The organism is Methylorubrum populi (assembly GCA_036946625.1).
In the GTDB taxonomy this organism is placed as follows: Bacteria; Pseudomonadota; Alphaproteobacteria; order Rhizobiales; family Beijerinckiaceae; genus Methylobacterium; species Methylobacterium populi_C.
In genome coordinates, this window is record JAQIIU010000003.1 from 828,729 (window position 1) to 846,740 (window position 18,012).

Sequence of the window (18,012 nt, forward strand, 5' to 3'; positions counted from 1 at the left end):
GATGCCCGCCCTCTTCCAGAGCCTGCGCCTGCCGGCCATCGCCGCGCCGATGTTCCTCACATCGGGCCCGGATCTCGTGGTCGAGGTCTGCCGCTCCGGGGTGGTCGGCACCTTTCCGGCGCTGAACCAGCGCAGCACGGACGGGTTCGTCGTCTGGCTCGACGCGATCGCGGCGCGCCTCGCCGAGCATCCGGGGGCGGCGCCCTACGGCGTGAACCTCATCGTCCACCGCTCGAACCCGCGGCTCGCGGCCGATCTCGACGCGGTGGTGCGCCACCGGGTGCCGCTGGTCGTCACCTCGCTCGGCGCGGTGCGCGACGTGGTGGACGCGATCCATTTCTACGGCGGGCTCGTGTTCCACGACGTGATCGGCCGGCGCCACGCCGAGAAGGCGGCCGCGGCCGGGGTCGACGGCATCGTCGCCGTCTGTGCCGGGGCGGGGGGCCATGCCGGCACGCTCTCGCCCTTCGCGCTGGTCGCCGAGATCCGCTCGTTCTTCTCCGGCGCGATCGCGCTCTCCGGCGCCATCTCGACCGGAGCCGACATCGCCGCCGCGCGGGCGATGGGGGCCGATCTCGCCTATCTCGGCACCCGCTTCCTCGCGACGAAGGAATCCCTCGTCGGCGAGGCGCAGAAGCGGATGACCGCTTCCGCCGGCACCGCCGACATCCTCTACACGCCAGCGATCTCGGGGGTGGCGGCGAACTTCCTGCGCCCCTCGATCGCCGCGGCCGGGCTCGACCCGGACAACCTCGTCCCCCACGGCGCCCTCGACATGGAGAACGAGGCGAGAGCCTGGAAGTCGGTCTGGTCGGCCGGCCAGGGCGTGGCGGCTTTCGACGACGTGCCGGCCGCCGCCGCTCTCTGCGCGCGCCTGACGGCCGAGTACCGCGCGGCGCTTGCCCGCCTCGCCGACGACCCGTTCACGCGCGAATAGCGTTTCGCCGTTCCTCCCGTCCTTGACCCGGACCACCTTGAGCCGTGCCGTCCCAGTGACGGCACGGTTTCTTCTTTGCCGAGGCGAAGGTGGGCTGGTTCCGAGCCGCGCGGCGATCCTGAAACGGCAGCGGCTTGCGCGATCCTTCGATCACGGAAGCCGCTCGACACGCGGAGCCTCGCACCCCGCGATGCGGATGGCGGTGGCCTCAGGCCGCGGGGCGGCGGATCGTGACGGTCTTCGGGTTGGTGAACTCCTCCAGCCCGCCGATGCCGTTCTCCTGGCCGACGCCCGACTGCTTGTGGCCGCCGAAGGCCGCGAAGGGCGAGAGCGCCAGCGCCTCGTTGATCCAGACGCTGCCGGCCTCGATCCGTCCGGCGAGCCGCAGGGCGCGGGCCTCGTCGCCGGTCCAGATCGTGGCGGCGAGCCCGTACTCGCTGGCATTGGCGCGGGCCACCACCTCGTCCTCGTCGGTGAAGCGGATCAGCGGCAGGACCGGGCCGAACTGCTCCTCCTGCACGATGCGGCTCGTCTCCTCGGGATCGTCGATCAGCGTCACGGGGATGAAGTAGCCCGGTCCCTCGGGCGCGCGGCCCGCCTCGATCACCCTCGCGCCGGAGGTCCGGCAATCGGCCAGCAGCGCCTGCACGCGCTCGTACTGGGCGCGGTTCTGCACCGGCCCCAGCGCGATGCCCTGCTGCGCGCCGTCGCCCATCGGCACCGCTTCGGCGATGGCGCGCAGGGCCGCGAGGACATCGTCGTAGATGTCCGCGTGCACGTAGGCGCGCTTCGTCGCCACGCAGATCTGGCCGCTGTTGGTGAAGGCCGACCAGAAGATCCGCTCGGCGACAGCGCGCACGTCCACGTCGGGGAAGACGATCGCCGGATCGTTGCCGCCGAGTTCGAGCGTGATCCGCTTCAGGGTCGGGGCGGCGCTCGCCATCACCCGCCGTCCCGTGGCGGTCGAGCCGGTGAAGCTGATCTTGCCGAAGCCCTGGTGCGCCGTCATCAGCGGCCCGAGTCCGTCGCCGCCGGTGACGATGTTGACGACGCCCGGCGGCAGGATCTCGCGCAGCAATTCACCGATCCGCAGCACGCAGAGCGGCGTGAACGGCGAGGGCTTCAGCACGAGGGTGTTGCCGGTGAGGATCGCGGGGGCGATCTTCCAGACCGAGAGCAGGATGGGGAAGTTCCACGGCGAGATCGCCCCCACCACGCCGATCGGCACGCGGTGCGTCTCGACCCGGTGCTCGGGCGTGTCCTCCACCACCGCGACGGGCAGTTCCATCGAGGCGATCGCGCCGCACCACTGGGCGGCCGCCGTCACCTCGAACTGCGCCTGGGCCAGCGGCTTGCCCTGCTCGCGGGTCAGGAGCCGGGCGAGCGCGTCGGCGTTCGCCGCGATCGCCTCGCCGATCCGGGCGACGCGGGCCTGACGCTCGGCCCAGGGTGTCGCGGCCCAGCCGGGGAAGGCGCGCGCCGCCGCCGCGACCGCCGCGTCGAGTTCCGCCGCACCTGCATCGGGCACCTGGGCGAAGACTTCGCCGTTGGCCGGATTGCGCACCGGGATGCGGCCGGGGGCGGCGGCGTCGCGCCCGTCGATCGTCATGGCCGTGAAGTCCAGCATCGTGATCCTCCCTCGTCGTCCAGGATTGCTCTTGTCGTCTCAGGTCGCGGGTGCCGGCGCCTCAGTCGATGCGCAGCACCGCCTTGACGCAGCGGCCGGCATGCGCGTCGGCGATCGCCTCGTTGATCTCGGAGAAGGGATAGAAGCGCACGAAGCGCTCGACCGGCAGGCGGCCGGCGGCGTGGAGCGCGACCAGTTCGGGCAGGAAGCTCTGCGGGTCGCTGTCGCCCTCGATGATGCCCTTCACCGTGAAGCCGGCCGAGATCGCCGGGACGATCGGCAGGCGTAAGGCGGCGTCGAGGGTGCCCGGCACGCCGACCATGCCGAGGGTGCCGCGCGGGCCCAGCATCGCGAGGGCGGATTCGAGCGCCACGACGTTGCCGCTGGTGTCGAACACGTAGTCCACACCCGCCGGCAGGATCGCGCGGACCGCCGCGGCGGCATCCTCCGCCGCAGGGTCGATGGCGTGGGTCGCGCCGAGTTCGAGGCCGAGCGCCCGCCGTTCCGGGCGCGGCTCGATCAGGACGATCTGCGCGCACGCGGCGATCGTGCCGCCCAGCACGGCGCTGAGACCCACCGCGCCGCCCCCCATGACGACGAGCGCCGAGCCGGCCTTTGCCGCGAGCGAGCGCAGCACGCCGCCGACGCCGGTCTGCACCCCGCAGCCGAGCGGCGCCAGCGTGCCGAGGTCGGCCTCCGCGGGCAGCTTCACCACGTTGCGGGCGCTGCCGATGCACAGGCTGGCGAAGGAGGACTGGCCGAAGAAGCGGGCAGCCACCCGGCCACCGGCCTCATCGTGTACCGGCGAGCCGCCCTCGGCGTCGACGCAGGCGAAGTTGAGGGCCATGAAGCTGTGGCAATAGGCCGGGCTCGCGCTGCGGCAGGTCGGGCAGCCGCCGCAGGAATCGAAGGTCAGCAGCACCTTGTCGCCCGGCGCGACGTGGGAGACGCCGGGGCCCACCGCCTCGACGAGGCCCGCCCCCTCGTGGCCGAGGATGAGCGGGAACGGGCTGCCCATCGCTCCGGAAGCGAAGATCAGGTCCGTGTGGCAGATGCCGGCGGCCTTGACCCGGACGCGCACCTGCCCGGACCCGGGTCCGGCGATGTCGACGGGGCGCAGGCGGAACCGGTCCTGCGGCGCGTCGAGGACGGCGGCGAGTGCCTCCATGGAATCGTCTCCCCCGAATTCTTTCGCGATTCACGATCGCGGGCCGAGCATACGCCGCGGCCGGCGCGGGCGACCCCGCCGAAAGGTCGGGTCCGGACGGGGCCTCATGCCGGTGAGGCGGCGGGCGGCGCCCGTCCCTTTCGGACCCGACCCAGACTTTGGGTTGGGGCGTGCCCCGACGGCGCTTGCCACTCTCCGGGCAATCGAGATGCCCCGGACACCGCCGCAGCGGTTCCAGGGGCGCTCCGGCCGGGAGGAGGCCCATGCTCGACTACGCCAAATACCTTCTGTCGCCCGTGCTGCTGGCGACCTCCGCCTACGGGCTCTGGCTCGGCGGTCCCCATGCCTGGCTCGGCTTCGGCATCCTGATCGGCATCCTGCTGTTCGACGCCTTCCTGGAGCCCGACCACTCGGTGCGCGACACGCGTTTTCCCTGGCTCTACGACGGGATCGTCTCGGTGCAGTTGATCATGGGCTTTGCCATGATCCTGTTCTACGCGTGGCTGGTCGGGCAGGGCCATTTCGAGACCACGGCGTCGAAGATCGGCGGCTTCGTGACGATGATGTTCACGCAGTTCGTCATCGTGGCCCCGGTGCTCCACGAGATGTTCCACCGCGAAAACCTGTTCCATCGCTGGCTCGGCCGGATCGGGATGGTGATGATCTTCGATCCCTGGCGCGAGATCACGCACGTGGTCACGCACCACATCCACACCGTGACGCCGGACGACCCCGACTACGCGCGCCGCGGCGAGAACCTCTACCGGCACCTCGCCAAGACCTTCGCCGGCCAGATCGCGGAATCGTACCATCTGGAGCGCCGGATGTGGACGAAGCGCGAGCGCGCCTGGTGGGACCCGCGCAACGCCTGGGTCTGGCGCGTCGGCATCCTCGCGGGCTTCGTCGGCCTGCTCTGGCTGATCGGCGGCGGGTCCGGGGCACTGGCCGGGGTCGGAGTCTGCCTGCTCGGCCCCCGCATCCTGCTCGAGATTTTCAACTACACCCAGCATTACGGCCTCGTCACCGCGACGCCGGGCCGGTTCGAGCCGCGCCACACCTGGAACCACCTGACCCCGTTCGTGCGCCTCCTGGCCCTGGAGATCACCAACCACACCGGCCACCACGAGGACAGCTACAAGCCCTTCTACGAGCTCGTCCCCGACCGCACCGGTCCGAAGCAGCCGCAATTCCTGATCTGCCTGCTCCTCGCGTTCGTGCCGCCGCTCTGGTTCATGATGATCCGCGAGAAGCTGCACCACTGGGACCGGCACTACGCCACCCCGCAGGAGCGCGAGATCGCCGAGGCCGAGAACATCCGTGCCGGCTGGGGCGACCTCAACGAACGCCCGAGCCTCGCCCAGGCCCGCTTCGCCGTGGCACCCTGACGGACCCGAGGGAGGACACGCCGATGTCGGTCGATACCCTCACGGTCCCGGGCGAGACCCGGGCCCCCACCCGCGAGGATGCCCGGGGCTGCCGCATCGCGGTGGCGAGCGAGCGGGGCTTCACGGTCGGGCGCAACGAGCTGCTGCTGCTCTCCGCGCTCGGCCAGGGCATCAACTACCCGCATTCCTGCCGGGTGGGCACCTGCGGGCGCTGCAAGACGCGGCTGGTCTCGGGGCGGATCAGCCCGCTGGTGGATTTCGCCCTCTCGCCGCTGACCAACCGCGACCTGAAGGACGGCTACATCCTCGCCTGCCAGGCCAAGGTGCGCTCCGACCTCGAGATCGAGGTCGGGCTGCTCGATCACCGGGTGACGCTGCCGCGCTCCATCGTCGGCGAAATCTCCGGCTGGCGCATCCTGCCCGGCGGCGTGATCGACCTGCGCCTCGCGCTCGAAGAGCCGCTGGTCTTCGAGGCCGGGCAGTACGCGGCGCTCGCCGTCTCCGGCTCCTTCGTGAGGCGCTCGTTCTCCTTCTACGACGCAGCCCCCGGGTCGGACGGCACCCGTGAGGTCGGCTTCCTCGTCAAGCATCTGCCGGGCGGGCGCTTCTCCGGCTGGCTGGGGCGCCAAGACCGGCGCGGCGTGCGCATCTGGCTCGAAGGGCCGTTCGGCCAGATGGGCCTCGACGACACCCCGCGCCACGCCCTGTGCGTGGCCGGCGGCACCGGGATCGCGCCGATCCTGTCGATCGCGGAGGATCGCCTGCGGCGCTTCCCTGCCGAGGGCATCACCATCGTCTTCGGCGTGCGGACACGAGCCGACCTGTTCGCCCTCGACCGCCTGGAACGGCTCTCAGGCCTGGCCCCCGGCCGCGTGCGCGTCGTGCCGCTCCTCTCCCACGAGCCGGCCGGCAGCGGCTGGGACGGGGCGCGCGGCCTCGTCACCGCGGCGCTCGACCGAGACCTCGGGATCGATCTGCCGGAGGCCTCCGCCTTCGTCTGCGGCGCGCTCCCGATGGTCGAGGCGGTCGAGACCCGGCTCGCCGCGCTGGGCATGCCGCGCGGGCGCATCCACGCCGACAAGTTCGAGCCCTCGGGGCTCTGAGATCCCGCTCCCGCCGCGCCCCGGAGCGCGGCGCGGAAGAACCGTTCGAGAGGACCCGATGTCGTCAGCCTATGTCTACGATCACGTCCGCACGCCACGGGGGCGCGGCAAGCCGGACGGCGCCCTGCACGAGGTCACGGCGGTGCACCTCGCCACCACCGTCCTGGCGGCGTTGCGCGAGCGCAACCGTCTGCCTGAGGACACGGTCGACGACGTGATCTTCGGCCTCGTCAGCCCCGTCGAGGAGCAGGGCCAGGTCCTGCCGCGGATCGCGGCGCTCGCCGCGGGCTACGGCGAGCGCACGGCCGGCGTCCAGATCAACCGCTTCTGCGGTTCGGGCCTCGAGACCGTGAACATGGCCGCCGGCAAGGTCGCGGCCGGCGGCGCTGACTTCGTGGTGGCGGGCGGCTGCGAGTCGATGTCGCGCGTGCCGATCTTCTCCGACGGCGGTGCCTGGAGCACCGATCCGGCGGTGGCCTTCGCCACCCACTTCATCCCCCAGGGCATCAGCGCCGACCTGATGGCCACCCGCTGGAGCTACGAGCGCGAGACCCTCGACGGCTTCGCCGCCGAGAGCCACCGCCGCGCCGCCGCGGCCTGGGCCGACGGGCGCTTCGCCCGCTCGGTGGTGCCGGTGCGCGACGTCATCGGCAACATCCTGCTGGAGCGCGACGAGGTCGTTCGCCCCGACACCACGGCGGCGAGCCTCGGCGCCCTCAAACCCTCCTTCGCCGAGATGGGCGCCAAGGGCGGCTTCGACGCGCTCGCCGTGCAGCGCTACCCCGATGTCGAGGCGATCGAGCACCGCCACCACGCCGGCAATTCCTCGGCCATCGTCGACGGCGCCTGCGCGGTGCTGATCGGCTCAGCGGAGGCGGGCGAGGCGGCGGGCCTCAGGCCCCGCGCCCGCATCCGCGCCTTCGCGGAGATCGGCTCGGAACCGACCATCATGCTGACCGCGCCCTCCTTCGCCGCCGAGAAGGCGCTGAAGCGGGCCGGCATGTCTGCGGCCGACATCGACCTCTACGAGGTCAACGAGGCCTTCGCCGCGGTGCCGCTGCGCTTCATCGAGGCGCTCGGCATCGATCCGGCCCGGGTCAACGTCAACGGCGGCGCCATCGCCATGGGCCATCCGCTGGGCGCCACCGGCGCGATCATCCTCGGCACGGCGCTCGACGAGCTGGAGCGCACCGGAGCCGCCACCGCCCTCGTCACCCTCTGCATCGGCGCCGGCATGGGCGTCGCCACCATCATCGAGAGAGTCTGACCATGGCTGCGGATCCGCGCTCCCCCACTCAGCCTACCGTGCGCCGGGAGGATTCCGACGGCATCGCCCTGCTGACGATCGATAGGCCGGACCGCAGCATGAACGTGCTGGAGCCCGGCCTCGTCGCCGAATTGCGCGCGGCCTTCGAGGCCGCTGTCTCGGACGAGGCCGTGAGCGGCATCGTCATCACCAGCGGCAAAGTTGGCGAGAAGCCGAGCTTCATCGCCGGGGCCGATCTCGGCCAGATGGAGGCGCTCGGCGCGGCCGGGCGGCCCGCCCGCGCGGTCACTGAGGCCATCGACTATCTCGGCGGCTTCTTCCGGCGCATCGAGACCTGCGGCAAGCCTGTGGTCGGCGCCGCCCCCGGCACGGCCCTCGGCGGCGGACTCGAACTGCTGCTCGCCACCCATCACCGCATCTTCGCCAACGAACCGGATGCCCGCTACGGCCTGCCCGAGGTCAAGCTCGGGCTCCTGCCCGGCGCCGGAGGCACGCAGCGCCTGCCGCGCCTCGTCGGCATCGCGGCCAGCCTGCCGCTGCTGCTCCAGGGCCGGGATGTCGGCGGCGCGGAGGCCGTGAAGGCCGGCCTCGCCCACGAGGCGGTGCCTGCCGCCGAGGTCGTCGCAGCGGCCCGCGCGGCCCTTGCGGGCGGCAAGGTCGATCCGGCCGCACCCTGGGACCGCAAGGGCTTCCGCCTGCCCGGCGGCGGCGTCTACGACCCGAAGGTCACGGGGGCCCTCGTCGCGGCGAACGCCGGCACGCATGCCGCGACGCAGGGCAACTACCCGGCCCCGCTCGCGATCCTGCGCTGCGTCTACGAGGGCACCAAGCTGCCGATCGACCGGGCCCTGCGCCTGGAGCAGAAGCACTTCGCCACGCTGGTGCAGGGCCGCCCGGCCCAGAACATGATCCGCACCCTGTTCTTCGCCAAGCAGGCGGCCGACAAGCTGGCGCGGCGGCCCGCCGCCGCGCCGAAGCGGCCGATCCGCCGCCTCGGCGTGCTCGGTGCCGGCTTCATGGGGGCGGGCGTGGCCCAGGTCTCGGCGCTCGCCGGGATGGAGGTGGTGCTGGTCGACCGCACTCCCGAGATCGCCGCGCGGGCGCGCGCGAGCATCCTGGCGCAGCTCGAAGCGGAACAGCGCAAGGGCCGCCTGAGCGAGACGGCGCGCGAGGCCGCCGCCGCCCGGATCACGGCAGGGGCCGACCACGCGGCGTTTTCCGGCTGCGACATGGTGATCGAGGCGGTGCTGGAGGATTTCGAGGTCAAGCGGACGGCGATCCGCGCCACGGAAGCCGCTCTGGGGCCGGACGCGATCTTCGCCAGCAACACCTCGGCCCTGCCGATCGACGAGCTGGCGCAGGCGAGCGCGCGGCCGGAGAACCTGATCGGCCTGCACTTCTTCTCGCCGGTGCCGCGCATGGCCCTGGTCGAGGTGGTGGTCGGCGCCAAGACCTCGGACGCGACGCTGGCCCGCGCCCTCGACTACGTGCGGGCGATCCGCAAGACGCCGATCGTGGTGCGGGACGGCTACGGCTTCTACACGACGCGCTGCGTCGACGCCTATATCCGCGAGGGCTTGCGCTGCGTGGCCGACGGCGTCGATCCGGTGCTGATCGAGAATGCCGGCGCGGCGCTGGGCATGCCGGTCGGGCCGCTCGCCCTGGTGGACGAGGTGGGCATCGACGTGATGCATCACATCGCCCACTTCTTCCGCGCCCGCGAGACCGGCCCGGCGGCCGACGACCGCCACACGGTCAACGCGCTCCTCGACGCCCTGGTCGCCGAGCGCCGCTTCGGCCGCAAGACCCGGACCGGCTTCTACGCCTACCCGGCGGACGCCCCGAAGCGCCTCGACCGCACCGCCGTCGCCGACCTCGCCCGCGGCGCGCGGAGCGAGGCCGGCGCGGCCGAGATCCGCGAGCGCCTGCTCTACGCACAGCTCGTGGAGGCCGCCCGCTGCTGGGATGCCGGCATCATCGACGAGGCCGGCGAGGCCGATCTCGGCGCGATCCTCGGCTGGGCCTTCCCGAGCTATCTCGGCGGACCGCTCGCGGCGATCGACGACATCGGCGCGGGCGCCTTCGCCGAGCGCTGTGCCGCCCTGAGTCGCGCGCACGGTGCCCGCTTCGACCTGCCGGACGCCTTCGCGAAGGCTGAGCGCCGCCTCTACGGAGCCGCCGCATGAGCCTCGCCGAACTCCGGATCGGGGCGGACGGGGTCGGGTCTCTGACCCTGAACCGGCCCGAGGCGCTGAACGCCATCGACATCCCGACCGCGCAGGCCATCCGCGACGCGGTCGCGGACTTGGCCGCCCGCGACCTGCGCTGCCTCGTGCTGCGCGGGGCCGGCCGGGCCTTCGTGGCGGGGGGCGACGTGAAGCGCTTCGCCGACGACTTCGAACGCTCGGCGGACGTGATCGACGCGTTGCTCGACTGCCTGCATCCGGCGATCCTGGCGCTCCAGTCCCTCGACGCACCGGTGGTGGCGAGCGTGCACGGCGCGGTGGCCGGGGCGGGCTTGAGCCTGATGGCGGGCGCCGATCTTGTCGTCGCCGCCGAGGGCACCCGCTTCCTGATGGCCTACGACCGGATCGGCGCGGCCCCGGATTGCGGCGGCACGTGGTTCCTGTCGCGCCGGCTCGGACCGGGCGCCGCCGCGCGGCTGATGCTGCTCGGCGAGACCTGGGACGCGGGCCGCGCCCTGGAGGCCGGCCTCGTGGATGTGGTGGTGCCGGAGGCCGAGCTCGCGGCGGAGACCGACAGCCTCGCGCGCCGGCTTGCCGCCCGGCCGACGCGGGCCCTCGGCGCCTGGAAGCGGCTGACCGCAGCGGCTTTCACGACGCCGCTCGCCCAGCATCTCGAAGCCGAGCGCGCCGCCTTCCGGGCGGCGACCGGCACCGAGGATTTTCGCGAGGGCGTGACCGCCTTCCTGAGCCGGCGCGAGCCGGTCTTCACCGGCCGATGAGGGGAGCGCGGTGATGACGCTCGAACAGGTCGCCTTCTGCCTGCTCGCGGGCGGAGCCGTCGGAGGGATGGGGCTGGCGCTGTTGCCGCGGCTGGGCCTGCGGCTGCCGCGCGGGTTCGGCACGGTCCACGGGCTGGTCGGCCTCGCGGGCCTCGCCCTGCTCTTCCTCGCCAACCTGCGGATGGAGGGCGGCGCGCCCCCCGCCGCATGGTGGGCGCTCGGGCTGATGACCGCCGCGCTGGTCGGCGGCCTGATCCTGTTCCGCACCCTGTTCCGAGGGCACAAGCCGCTGCCGCTCATCGGCCTGCACGGCGCCCTGGCCGTGGCCGGGCTGTGGCTGCTCAACCCCCTCGCCTTCGGCCTCTGAGGGTGGGGAGCCGGTGGCCGCGACCTTCGGGGTGCGACGACCGAGCAAGGTCGCGGCCGGCGCGACCACGATCCGCGGATGGGAGGACGACGTGAACGCGCTGACGGCTTTAGCGATGGACGGGCCCCGGACCGCCGAGCCCGCAATGTTCGATCCCGACCGGGTGCCCGCCCCGGCAGCGGCGGAGACCGGCGGTTTCCAGCTCCGGTTCACGCAAGGGCTCCACCGCGCCCTGCAGACGGGCCCGGACGCCGTGGCGACCCTGTGCAACGGGCGGGCGCAGACCTTCCGGACCCTGGCGGACCGGGTGACGCGCATCGCCGGGGCGCTGCGGGCCTTGGGCGTGCGGCGGGGCGACCGGGTCGCGATCCTGGCGCTCAATTCGGATCGCGTGCTGGAATACTATCTCGCAGTGCCCTGGATCGGGGCGCTGGTGGTTCCCCTGAACTTCCGCTGGTCGACGGACGAGATCATCGACGGCCTGACCGATTCCGGGGCCCGGGTCCTGTTCGTGGACGACGCCTTCGCCGCCCTGGAGCGGCCGCTGACGCAGGCCTGTCCCGGCCTGCGCCGTGTCGTGTTCTGCGGCGAGGGGGAGGTCGCTTCGGGCACCGTCTCCCTCGAAGCCCTGGTGCGCGACAACGATCCCGTGCCGGATGCCGGCATCGGCGGCGCGGAGCCCTTCGGCATCTTCTACACCGGCGGCACGACGGGCCGGGCGAAGGGTGTGGTGCTGAGCCACGCCAACGTCCTCATCTCGGCCATGGGCATCCTGGGCGAGGGCGCCTACGCCGAGGGCGCGGTCGGCCTGCACGCGGCGCCGATGTTCCACCTCGCCGACCTGATGGCGACGGCCTGCCTGCTGCTGCGCGGCGGCACCCACGTGATGCTGCCCGCCTTCCAGCCCGAGGCGGTCGCCGCCCTGATCGAGCGGCACCGCATCACCGATCTCCTGATGGTGCCGACCATGCTGCAGATGCTGGTGGACCATCCCGCCTTCACCGCAGCCGACACGACGTCGCTGCACTCGCTCCTCTACGGCGCCTCGCCGGCCTCCGAGGCGCTGATCGACCGGGCCATGCGGGCGATGCCGGACGTCGCCTTCGGTCAGGTCTACGGGATGACGGAGGCGGCGGCGACGATCTCGATCCTGCGCCCCTGCGACCACGATCCGGCCCGGCGTTCGGGAGGGCGTCTGCGCTCCGCCGGGCGCGGCTTCTGCCACACGCAGGTGCGCACGCTCTCGCCCGACGGTTCGGAACTCGGTCCCGGCGAGGTCGGCGAGATCGCCGTGCGCGGTCCCAACGTGATGGTCGGGTATCGCGACCGCCCCGACGACACGGCGGAGGCCCTGCGCGACGGCTGGCTGCACACCGGCGACATGGGCTACCTCGACGAGGCCGGCTACGTCTTCATCGTCGACCGGGCCAAGGACATGATCATCACCGGCGGCGAGAACGTCTATTCGCTGGAGGTGGAGAACGCGGTCTGCGGCCATCCCGCCGTCGCCGCCGCGGCGGTGATCGGCATTCCGAACCCGGACTGGGGCGAGAGCATCCACGCCGTGGTCGTCCTGCGGCCGGGGCAGAGCCTGACCCTCGACGAGCTCGCCGGACACTGCCGGCAGCGGATCACCCCCTACAAGTGCCCGCGCAGCCTCGACATCGTGGAGCGGCTGCCCGTCTCGGCGGCCGGCAAGCTGCTCAAGACCGTCCTGCGCCGTCCGTTCTGGGAGGGTCGGGAGCGCGCGGTGAGCTGACGCCGGGATGGCGATGACGGAGTATCATCGCCGACCCGCGCGCCAGAGCGGCGATGCAAGGACGCCGAGCGCCATCAAGCGGATTTGATCCGCGCGTGACAGCAGCCGGAAACTGATCTGGACTGCGCCGCCCGGAGGATAGACAGAGGATCGCCCGCGGTCTTCAATCCGGGCAAAGCAAGCAGGAACAAGACATCGCCAAGATGCGGTTCCGGGGAGGAAGACGATGCATGCCGAAACCGGCACGCTGACCGAAGCGCCTTGCGCCGAGGCGGGCTCCGCGCTCGTCCCTCTGCTGCGCGCCCGCTTCGAGCCGCCGGCCTACGGATTCGTGCCGGTGGAGACGCGCATGCTGCGCTCGTTCCGGTCGGGCCCTCTCACCAAGGTCACCATCGCCGTCGCGCCGACCGGGTTCGGGAAGACCGTCCTGATGACCCAGTTGCACGCGCTGCTCGCCGGCCGCGGCGAGCGCTGCATCTGGGTCGGCCTCGACGACCGGCGGATCGACCTGCCGCTTCTGCTCGGCCATATCGAGGCCGCCCTCCGGCTCGGCGGACCGCACCCTGCGCTCCCGATCATGGTCGACCCGCGCGGCGACGCCCAGGCGCGGATCGACCGCGTCGTCCAGGCCCTCGAAGCCGCCCCCGGCGACACCACGCTCTTCCTCGACAACCTCAATTCCTGCGAGGATGCGGACCTGACGCTGCTGATGGACGCGCTGGTGTTCCGCACCCCGCGCAATGTCCGCGTCGTCGCCAGTTCCACCCGGCCGATCGCGTTCGACATCGGGCGCGCCCGGGTCGAGATGAAGCTGCGCCGCCTCACCCCGATGGAACTGGGCTTCGACCACAGCGACACCGAGGCGGTTCTGCGCGCGGCGGGCCTGCAGGATGTCCCGCCCGAGACGGTGGCCGCCATCGTCGGGCGGACGGAGGGCTGGCCCGCGGCGGTGCGCCTCGTTCAGCTCATCCTGGAGGGCGAGGCGAGGGAAGCGCGTGCCATCGAGAGCTTCACCGGCGCCGACAGCGACTTCGCCGCCCTGCTCTCGCGCCGGCTGATGGGCACGTTCGATCCCGAACTCGTCGCCTTCCTGCACGACATCGCGGTGCTGCGGGTGTTCTCGGCGGATCTGGCACGCAAGGCCACCGGCAATCCCGACGCGGCCGGCTGGATACGCTACCTCGTCGAGCGCAACGTCCTCATCGTCCCGCTCGACCGGGAGCGGACCTGGTTTCGCTTCCACGCCCTGTTCCGCGAGTTCCTCCAAGCCGAGAGCGAGCGGCGCGATCCGGCGCGCCAGCGGGAGGTCGCGGTGCGGGCGGCGGCCTGGCTCGGCGAGCACGGCGAGTACGGGCACGCCCTCGACCTCGCACTCTCGGCCGGCGACGCATCCCTCGTCGCCAGCCTGCTCGATGCGACGGCGCAGCCGATGGTGCGCGACCGCGGCGAACTCTCCGGCTTCGTCGAACTGGTGCACCGCGCCGCTTCCTGCCGGGCCGAGCCCGGCCTCGACGCCCTGTTCTGGTACGCCTGGGCACAGGCCTTCACCCGGGACTACGGCGGCGCCCGCGCGACCCTGCGGCGGCTCGACGAGCGGATCCCGCTGGAGCGGCCGGCGGAAACCGTGACCGGCCCGCTCCGGCAACGGCAGCGCGCCGCCGAGATCGTCGTGAGCTACCACCTCAACGATCTGCGGGCGGTGCGCGATGGGGCCCCGATCTGGCTTGCGGCGAGCGAGAGCCAGCCGCCCTTCGACCGGGCGGCGGTGGCGGCGGCGCTCGCCCTCGCCGCGCTGACCGACAGCGATTTCGGCCGGGCACGCCAGGCGCTGCGGGAGATGGACAGCGCCATCATCCGCACCCGCAGCGACTACGGCCGGGTGTGGGCCTGCCTCGTGGCCGCGACCGTGGACGTGGCGCAGGGAGATGCGGCCGGGGCCGAGCGGCAGCTTCGAGCCATCGATCCCGACCTTCGTGCCCGCCTCGGCGGTGAGACCGGCATCGCCTCCGTGCTGATCCTGATGGAGGCGCGGGTCGCGGCCGACCTCGGAAAGACGGCGGACGCCCTGGAGCCGATCCGTGCCTGGCTTCCGCGCGGCGTCGAGAACGGCATCCTCGAGATCGCGTGGCTGGCGATGGATGCCGCCGTCGACGCCCTCTTCACCGACGCCGCGCCGTTCAGCCTCGAAGTCCTCGAAGCCTTCGCCGCCCGATTCGGGCCGCGTCTGAGTTTCCTCCTCGAAGCCGCCGCGATCCGGCGCATGCTGCGGGCGGGCTGCTTCGAGGCGGCCCAGGAACGCCTCGGGCGCACGGGCCTGATCGACCGGGACGGGCAGCCCGTCGCGACCCTGCCGGTCTCCCTCACCGCCACGGAGGCGTCCGCGGCCCGGCTGGCGCAGATCGAGTTCTGCGCCTCCGCCGGAAAGTGGCGGCAGGCCGAGGGTCTGGCAGCCGAGGCGTTGCAGGACGCGGTCCGGGAGGGGCGCCGCCGCGAGCAGGTGGACCTGCACCTGACTCTGGCCTCCCTCGCCCTGCGCTCCGCCAACGCCCCCGCCGCCCGGACGGCCTTCGCGAAGGCCGTCACCCTCGCCGCCCGTGCGGCCCTGATGCGCCCTTTCCTGCAGCGGGAGGGCCTCGTGCACGACCTGATCGCGACGACGCCGATGAAGAAGCTCGGCCTGATCCAGGCCATCGACCTCGCCTTCTTCCAGTCGGTCTGCGCGGCCGTCCGGGCGAGCCCGGCGGGCGCCGAGGCCGACGGCAGCCTCTCCTTCGATGCGGTGACGCCGCGGGAGGTCGAGCTCCTCCGCCTGCTCGATGCCGGCTACGACAACGCCCGGATCGCGGCGGAACTCTCGCTGTCGCTGCCCACCGTGAAGTGGCACCTGTCGAACATCTATTCCAAGCTCGGGGTCAGCAGGCGGTCGGCGGCGCTGGTCCGGGCACGCGCCCTGCGGCTCCTGGCGTAGGCGATCGATCCGGTCGCCGCACCGGGCAGTTCGTTCGACGCCGCGCGCGTGCAGCGATCGGAAGCGGCAGCCGATCGGTCGGTCTGGACACGGCGAGGCTCGCGTCCTCACGCCGCCCGCCTCGCCGGACCGCATCGGAGCATCGGAGATCGGCGCCTTCGGGTCGTGCCATCCGCCTCCAGGCGGAGCCGATCCGGCTCGCCACCGACAAGGCCGTGTCCCTCGGCGGCGGCGTCACCGAGCTCGTCACCAACGCCTACAAATACGCCTATCCGGCCGAGATCCAGGGCGAGATCCGCGTCCGGGTGATGCGCGAGGGGCCCGACACGCTCTCGCTCGCGGTCGAGGACGACGGCGTCGGCTGGAGCGGGGAGGGACAGGCGCAGGGGACCGGCCTCGGCTCGCGCATCATCCGCGCCATGGCCTCGAACCTGCGCTCGGTCCTGACCTACGTGCCCGGGCGGATCGGGACGCGGGCGGTGCTGTCGTTCCAGACCTGAGACGGGCCCACCGTCGGTGACCGACCGATCGGTGAACCGCGGCGGCCGGCCGATGCGGGTTTCTTTTCGTCGGGCGATTTTTTTTCGGAGTGATACGACATCCGGCTGATGACTTCGGCCTCTCCTGCGTCCTTGCGAGGCGAAGCCGTGGCAAACCAGGGCGCGACCTTTCCGGACGTGGCGCGCCCTGGATCGCTTCGCGGCCGCTCGCGATGACGGCGTGGGGTGAAACCCGAAGCGATCGATCGGAAACGGTATGAGCGGGTTCAGAACCGGCGGCAGCGGGGCGGGCCGTCGCCGGCGACGGAGGCGGGCACCACCCGTCCGCCCGCGGCCTCGCAGGTCGAACGAAACGATTTCTCCGGCCGATGGAAGCCCCAGATCGCGATCATCGGCGCGACCATGATGAACACCGTCATCCCCATGACGAAGGCCGGAAACCATTCCGGCATGCGCGGCCGAGACGGGGGCTCGGGCCGGATCGGCGGCATCGGAGCGAGAAAGACCAGGAGCGGGAGGCAGTCCGGAGCGCTCATGGTGCGGGCTCTTTCGCGGCAGCGGTGACGGGCCGCCGGGTCTGAACGTCCCCGGCCCCCGGGGCTGATCGGATCACATCGGGACGGCCCGCGACAGACGGGCGATGGGTCGCACCCGCGGGCCCCCGCCACGGCGGGGAAAGACCGCAAGGCCGGCTGGCGTCACGGAACCGGAACGTCCTCGGTCGGCCGATCGACGGACAGGCGGCAGGCGACGAGCGCCCCCTGCTCCTCGTTCGAAACGCCGGACGCGGCGTCCGCCCAACAGGCCCGGCACCGAGCACGCAACTGAATCGTGCGAAGGCCTCGACACCCGAAACGGTTCCGGAAAGCGCAGCGGAAATGACGACGATCCGAAGTGGCGCGGCCATCGTCGCGGCCGATCCATTTCGCGATGCGATCGAGAATCGCGCTGCGGCAACCACCTGCACCGGCGCTCGTTCGTTGCAACTGAAAAATAACGTAGGCTAGTTTGTTTTTTATGCGGTGCATACGTTTCAGGCCATGGGATTGTCGCGCGTCAGTTCTTTCTATGGATGGGATACGCTCTTTGTGACCTTGATAATCTATGTTGGCGCGAGCCTGGGAAATTCGCGGGACAAGTCCGCCGCTGAGGCCTCAGGCCTCGCCCAAGTCCGTGATCCACCACAGGACCTGATGCCAAAGACTGCCCTCGACGATCTCGCCCCGCTTCTCGGCGAGGCGCCCGCGCTCCCCCCGGACGTCCAACAGCGCCTCGGAATCCTTCTCGCCGAAGCCTATGAGCGCATGCCGGGCCACCCGATTGCCGAGAGCGGGCGTTTCGACGCCCTGCTCGCCCGGCTGGAGACCGTACTCGTCGCCCAGGAGGGCAAGGACGAGGAGACGTTCCGGGCCGCCATCATCGAGATGACGCCGCGCCTCTACAACTTCGCGATGTCGCTGGCCAAGAACCCGTCGGCCGCCGACGACCTCGTTCAGGACACCTTCCTGCGGGCTTGGCGCAGCCGGTCGCGCTTCACCGTCGGCACCAATCTCGGCGCGTGGCTGTTCACGATCATGCGCAACGCGTTCTACTCGCGCCACCGCAAGGAGGTGCGGGAGGTCGCCGACAGCGACGGCGATTACGCCGAGCGCCTCGCCGCGGCGCCCGAGCAATCGGGCCATGTCGATCTGATGGATGCCCAGACCGCGCTCGCGAAGCTGCCCCCGCCGATGCGGCAGGCGCTGGTCCTCGTGGCGATCGAGAACCTCAGCTACGAGGAGGCGGCCACCGTCATGAACTGCCGCATCGGCACGGTGAAGAGCCGCGTCTGGCGGGCCCGGGAGCAGCTCGCCCAGATCCTCGGCTACGGCGCGGCGGATGTCGGCTCCGACGGCATGACGCTCTCGGCCGTCGGCGGCTCGACCTGGGTGGCGTAGCGGACGCTTTCCGTCTTGCGGCGCCGAAT

The 18,012-nt window shown here is 72.0% G+C and carries 14 protein-coding genes; 11 read left to right on the forward strand and 3 right to left on the reverse strand.

All coding sequences use genetic code 11. The features are described from left to right. The first annotated feature begins 1 nt into the window (after position 1). Entirely contained in the window at positions 2-937 is a 936-nt protein-coding gene (locus tag PGN25_15320) for a nitronate monooxygenase (GenBank protein ID MEH3118910.1), read from the forward strand. A 208-nt stretch (positions 938-1,145) separates the two neighbouring features. Here the strand turns inward: PGN25_15320 and PGN25_15325 are convergent, their stop codons facing one another. Together PGN25_15325 and PGN25_15330 are read right to left on the reverse strand one after the other, a co-directional pair. Next, positions 1,146-2,546, reverse strand: a complete 1,401-nt coding sequence (locus PGN25_15325) for an aldehyde dehydrogenase family protein (protein MEH3118911.1) — start codon at positions 2,544-2,546, stop codon at positions 1,146-1,148. 79 nt (positions 2,547-2,625) lie between these two features. Beyond that, positions 2,626-3,732 (reverse strand): NAD(P)-dependent alcohol dehydrogenase, encoded by a 1,107-nt coding sequence (locus PGN25_15330; protein ID MEH3118912.1) that lies wholly within the window; start codon positions 3,730-3,732, stop codon positions 2,626-2,628. Positions 3,733-3,995: 263 nt separating this feature from the next. On the opposite strand from PGN25_15330, the gene PGN25_15335 reads away from it, so the two are divergent. The 9 genes from PGN25_15335 to PGN25_15375 all read left to right on the forward strand — a co-directional run bounded on the left by PGN25_15335 (position 3,996) and on the right by PGN25_15375 (position 16,046). Continuing rightward, positions 3,996-5,117, forward strand: a complete 1,122-nt coding sequence (locus PGN25_15335; GenBank protein MEH3118913.1) for a fatty acid desaturase — start codon at positions 3,996-3,998, stop codon at positions 5,115-5,117. A gap of 23 nt (positions 5,118-5,140) precedes the next feature. After that, positions 5,141-6,220, forward strand: a complete 1,080-nt coding sequence (locus tag PGN25_15340; GenBank protein ID MEH3118914.1) for a 2Fe-2S iron-sulfur cluster binding domain-containing protein — start codon at positions 5,141-5,143, stop codon at positions 6,218-6,220. Positions 6,221-6,278: 58 nt separating this feature from the next. Further along, positions 6,279-7,487: an acetyl-CoA C-acetyltransferase gene (locus tag PGN25_15345; protein ID MEH3118915.1), complete on the forward strand. Its 1,209-nt coding sequence runs from the start codon at positions 6,279-6,281 to the stop codon at positions 7,485-7,487. 2 nt (positions 7,488-7,489) lie between these two features. Next, entirely contained in the window at positions 7,490-9,673 is a 2,184-nt protein-coding gene (locus PGN25_15350) for a 3-hydroxyacyl-CoA dehydrogenase NAD-binding domain-containing protein (protein MEH3118916.1), read from the forward strand. Continuing rightward, positions 9,670-10,452 (forward strand): enoyl-CoA hydratase-related protein, encoded by a 783-nt coding sequence (locus tag PGN25_15355; protein MEH3118917.1) that lies wholly within the window; start codon positions 9,670-9,672, stop codon positions 10,450-10,452. Before PGN25_15350 ends, PGN25_15355 begins: the two co-directional genes overlap by 4 nt. Positions 10,453-10,465: 13 nt before the next feature. Further along, entirely contained in the window at positions 10,466-10,819 is a 354-nt protein-coding gene (locus PGN25_15360; protein ID MEH3118918.1) for a hypothetical protein, read from the forward strand. A gap of 13 nt (positions 10,820-10,832) precedes the next feature. Beyond that, positions 10,833-12,578, forward strand: coding sequence for a long-chain fatty acid--CoA ligase (locus tag PGN25_15365; protein ID MEH3118919.1), 1,746 nt, complete (start codon positions 10,833-10,835; stop codon positions 12,576-12,578). A gap of 226 nt (positions 12,579-12,804) precedes the next feature. After that, positions 12,805-15,546, forward strand: a complete 2,742-nt coding sequence (locus tag PGN25_15370; GenBank protein ID MEH3118920.1) for a LuxR C-terminal-related transcriptional regulator — start codon at positions 12,805-12,807, stop codon at positions 15,544-15,546. Continuing rightward, entirely contained in the window at positions 15,456-16,046 is a 591-nt protein-coding gene (locus PGN25_15375) for a sensor histidine kinase (GenBank protein MEH3118921.1), read from the forward strand. Before PGN25_15370 ends, PGN25_15375 begins: the two co-directional genes overlap by 91 nt. Before the next feature lie 266 nt (positions 16,047-16,312). Here the strand turns inward: PGN25_15375 and PGN25_15380 are convergent, their stop codons facing one another. Beyond that, positions 16,313-16,582: a hypothetical protein gene (locus PGN25_15380; GenBank protein ID MEH3118922.1), complete on the reverse strand. Its 270-nt coding sequence runs from the start codon at positions 16,580-16,582 to the stop codon at positions 16,313-16,315. 657 nt (positions 16,583-17,239) lie between these two features. Here PGN25_15380 and PGN25_15385 point away from each other — a divergent pair. Then, complete coding sequence (locus tag PGN25_15385; GenBank protein MEH3118923.1) at positions 17,240-17,983, forward strand: sigma-70 family RNA polymerase sigma factor; 744 nt, start codon at positions 17,240-17,242, stop codon at positions 17,981-17,983. The last annotated feature ends 29 nt before the right edge of the window (positions 17,984-18,012 follow it).

What these genes read in the sequence shown, in the direction of transcription:
- PGN25_15380 (MEH3118922.1), bottom strand. Translation starts at nt 16,582, where the DNA reads ATGAGCGCTCCGGACTGCCTCCCGCTCCTGGTCTTTCTCGCTCCGATG.
- PGN25_15350 (MEH3118916.1), top strand. Translation starts at nt 7,490, where the DNA reads ATGGCTGCGGATCCGCGCTCCCCCACTCAGCCTACCGTGCGCCGGGAG.
- PGN25_15335 (MEH3118913.1), top strand. Translation starts at nt 3,996, where the DNA reads ATGCTCGACTACGCCAAATACCTTCTGTCGCCCGTGCTGCTGGCGACC.
- PGN25_15330 (MEH3118912.1), bottom strand. Translation starts at nt 3,732, where the DNA reads ATGGAGGCACTCGCCGCCGTCCTCGACGCGCCGCAGGACCGGTTCCGC.
- PGN25_15325 (MEH3118911.1), bottom strand. Translation starts at nt 2,546, where the DNA reads ATGACGATCGACGGGCGCGACGCCGCCGCCCCCGGCCGCATCCCGGTG.
- PGN25_15355 (MEH3118917.1), top strand. Translation starts at nt 9,670, where the DNA reads ATGAGCCTCGCCGAACTCCGGATCGGGGCGGACGGGGTCGGGTCTCTG.
- PGN25_15320 (MEH3118910.1), top strand. Translation starts at nt 2, where the DNA reads ATGCCCGCCCTCTTCCAGAGCCTGCGCCTGCCGGCCATCGCCGCGCCG.
- PGN25_15360 (MEH3118918.1), top strand. Translation starts at nt 10,466, where the DNA reads ATGACGCTCGAACAGGTCGCCTTCTGCCTGCTCGCGGGCGGAGCCGTC.
- PGN25_15370 (MEH3118920.1), top strand. Translation starts at nt 12,805, where the DNA reads ATGCATGCCGAAACCGGCACGCTGACCGAAGCGCCTTGCGCCGAGGCG.
- PGN25_15385 (MEH3118923.1), top strand. Translation starts at nt 17,240, where the DNA reads ATGCCAAAGACTGCCCTCGACGATCTCGCCCCGCTTCTCGGCGAGGCG.
- PGN25_15340 (MEH3118914.1), top strand. Translation starts at nt 5,141, where the DNA reads ATGTCGGTCGATACCCTCACGGTCCCGGGCGAGACCCGGGCCCCCACC.
- PGN25_15345 (MEH3118915.1), top strand. Translation starts at nt 6,279, where the DNA reads ATGTCGTCAGCCTATGTCTACGATCACGTCCGCACGCCACGGGGGCGC.